The organism is Streptomyces sp. NPDC050743 (assembly GCF_044456925.1).
In the GTDB taxonomy this organism is placed as follows: Bacteria; Actinomycetota; Actinomycetes; order Streptomycetales; family Streptomycetaceae; genus Streptomyces.
Map to the genome: position 1 here is coordinate 19,950 of NZ_JBITGJ010000108.1, position 2,375 is coordinate 22,324.

2 protein-coding genes and 1 pseudogene are annotated in these 2,375 nt (G+C 64.0%); all 3 read left to right on the forward strand.

Annotation, left to right across the window (positions count from 1 at the left end):
• Nucleotides 1–157: 157 nt before the first annotated feature.
• The 3 genes and pseudogenes from ACIBJF_RS44875 (at nt 158) to ACIBJF_RS44885 (ending at nt 2,254) form a co-directional block, all read left to right on the forward strand.
• Entirely contained in the window at nt 158–625 is a 468-nt protein-coding gene (locus tag ACIBJF_RS44875) for a hypothetical protein (RefSeq protein ID WP_399183135.1), read from the forward strand.
• 329 nt (nt 626–954) lie between these two features.
• Nucleotides 955–1,446, forward strand: a pseudogene (locus ACIBJF_RS44880) (RHS repeat-associated core domain-containing protein); the annotation flags it as partial.
• 454 nt (nt 1,447–1,900) lie between these two features.
• Complete coding sequence (locus ACIBJF_RS44885) at nt 1,901–2,254, forward strand: DNA/RNA non-specific endonuclease (RefSeq protein WP_399183141.1); 354 nt, start codon at nt 1,901–1,903, stop codon at nt 2,252–2,254.
• Nucleotides 2,255–2,375 lie beyond the last annotated feature (121 nt).

Here is a 2,375-nt window from a genome sequence, read left to right on the forward strand (position 1 = left end):
TCCCCACCCCCGGGGGGGGGCCCCGCCCCCCCCCCGGGGGGGGCGGGGGGGGGGCCGGGGGGGGGGGGGGGGCGGCCCCCCCCGGGGGGGGGGGGGGCCCCCCCCCCCCCCGGCCGCGCAGGACCCCGGCATCCTCGAATTCATATCTTGGAGCGTAATGTTCGACATTGCCTTTGTACCGGACTCCATTCGGGAGCCCAGCGAGAAGCAGCTCGCCGAGTTGGTGCGGGCCAGTGAGATGGACCTGCGTTACGAGTACTTCAGAACGAAGATTTTCATCACGACGGACGAATTCGGAAAGCAGTCGATCCCCGGGTCTCCGGCCCTGGACTTCGTTTTCTGCCTGGTTCTGGCGGCCCGTGACCTTCGGCAGGGGAACCCTGGACGCATCAGCTTCACGGAGAACGATATGCTGATCCATTTCACCCCCGATGGTGAATTGGTAACCGTGACGAGGTCATGGGATCCGGTGACCGGACACTGCACGGTCGCCGAATTCCTTGCCGCCGCCTACAGGTTCTCCAGTAAGGTGCTGGAATTCATTGACGAGCGTTATCCGACCTTCCGGGAAAACCCGGCCCATCAGAAGCTGGCCGGCATGGTGGAAGAGCTGAAGGCGTGGTAGACATACGGGCGGCTCGACGGGGTGCGACATGCTGAAGGTCGAATTCGGGGGACTCCTTCTACTGGAGGACGAGCCCCGCGGACCCGGACGCATGGCCGGTGGTCGTCCGTGAGTCAACGGCGACTGGTCGGAGTTCCCGGTCGCTGCCGTCGAGTCCCGGGCCGGCGTGGTACGGGCGCACCATCGACGTGCCGGGCATGCCCAGGAACTTCCCCAGCGACTACCCGCAGGTGCTGGGCCTGAGCGACTGCATCGACTGACAGGCCGCTGAGTCCCAGCCACATGTGAACAACGATCGCCCCCGGGATTCCCGGGGGCGATCGACGGTCGAGGTCCTGGACGAGAAGGTCGCCGGCACGCTCACCAAGTCGTACCAGTACAGCCCGTGGGGCGAGCGCCTGTCGCAGGTCAAGCACAACAGCGACGGCTCGACGGAGGACGGCTACTACGGCTACAACAGCCACTCCGACGTCGAAACCCTCACGAACAAGGACGGCGACACCAAGTCCACGTACGGGTACACCGCCTACGGCGACGACGATTCGTCCGAGTTCACCGGCATCGATAAGCCGGACGCGGCCGATCCGACGAAGGAGGCGTACAACCCCTACCGGTTCAACGCCAAGCGCTGGGACGCCCAGTCCGGCACGTACGACATGGGCTTCCGCGACTACAACCCGGGCCTGAACCGCTTCACCAGCCGGGACATGTACAACGGCGCTCTGGCCGACATGAGTCTGGGAGTCGACCCGTTCACGGGAAACCGGTACGCCTTCGGCGGCGGCAACCCGACAAGCTTCGTCGAGATCGACGGGCATACCAGCTGTGACATCACGGGAATGTGCGGTGGTACTTACCGCGAAACCCCGATGATCAAGGCGGAAGAATCCGCGATTCCGGATGCCTGCGACTCCGCTTGTCAGAAGGTCTTCCAGTGCTCACTCGACAACGTTCCGCTCAGTGAGACCGAGTTCGGCAACCCCTACGGGCTGAAGCCCGTCCCGCACGCGGGTGCTGCCGGCGGAGGTATGAAGGCGCCGCCCAGGGTCGGCGGAGGATCCGTCACCGGCGGGGCGGTCCAGTTGCTGCTCAAGGTCCTCCTGGGTGCTGCCGAGGACTATGCGGAAGAGAACGCGGTGAAGACACCGCAACGGCAGTACATCGACAACGCTCAACAGAACGGGCGAGACTGTCTCAACAGCTCGGACGCGCCGAGCCAGGTCTGGAAATTCTTCACCGGACTTTCTGGGGCGTGCAACCGGAGGTTTCGCTTGCCTGAATCCGGCGGCTCCCGCCACACGGGATGAGCGCGAGCCTCAGGATCCTGCCGGTTGGAACCTGCAGAAGGACGGCGATGAATGGAACCGGGCGCACCTGATCGCCCGCGAGTTCGGTGGCAGTTCGCGGGCCGAAAACATAGTGCCGACGACCGTGTTCGCCAACCAGACGCTCATGCGGTCGGTTGAGAACGAGATAGAGAGGCGACTCAATGCGGGCGAGAGGGTCTATTATCAGTCCGTTCCGGTCTACAACCCGGACCCCGCTCTACCTGTCGGTGTACATATGTACGTCGCCAGTTCGGTGAGTCCCAGTTTCTCGCGTCTGATACCCAGCGGGGTCTACAGGTAGTTTTCTGAGTTCCGGCTGGCCTTGCCCCAACGTCGTTCGATTAGATGATCTTGATCGGGTAGAGTGCCTGTCTCGTGCCGAGTGATCATGTTGCTGGTGGGAGCTACCCGGAGCGGGTTCG

Bases quoted from the DNA above. Each gene is read 5' to 3' on its own strand.
- ACIBJF_RS44875 (WP_399183135.1), top strand. From the start codon at position 158: ATGTTCGACATTGCCTTTGTACCGGACTCCATTCGGGAGCCCAGCGAG.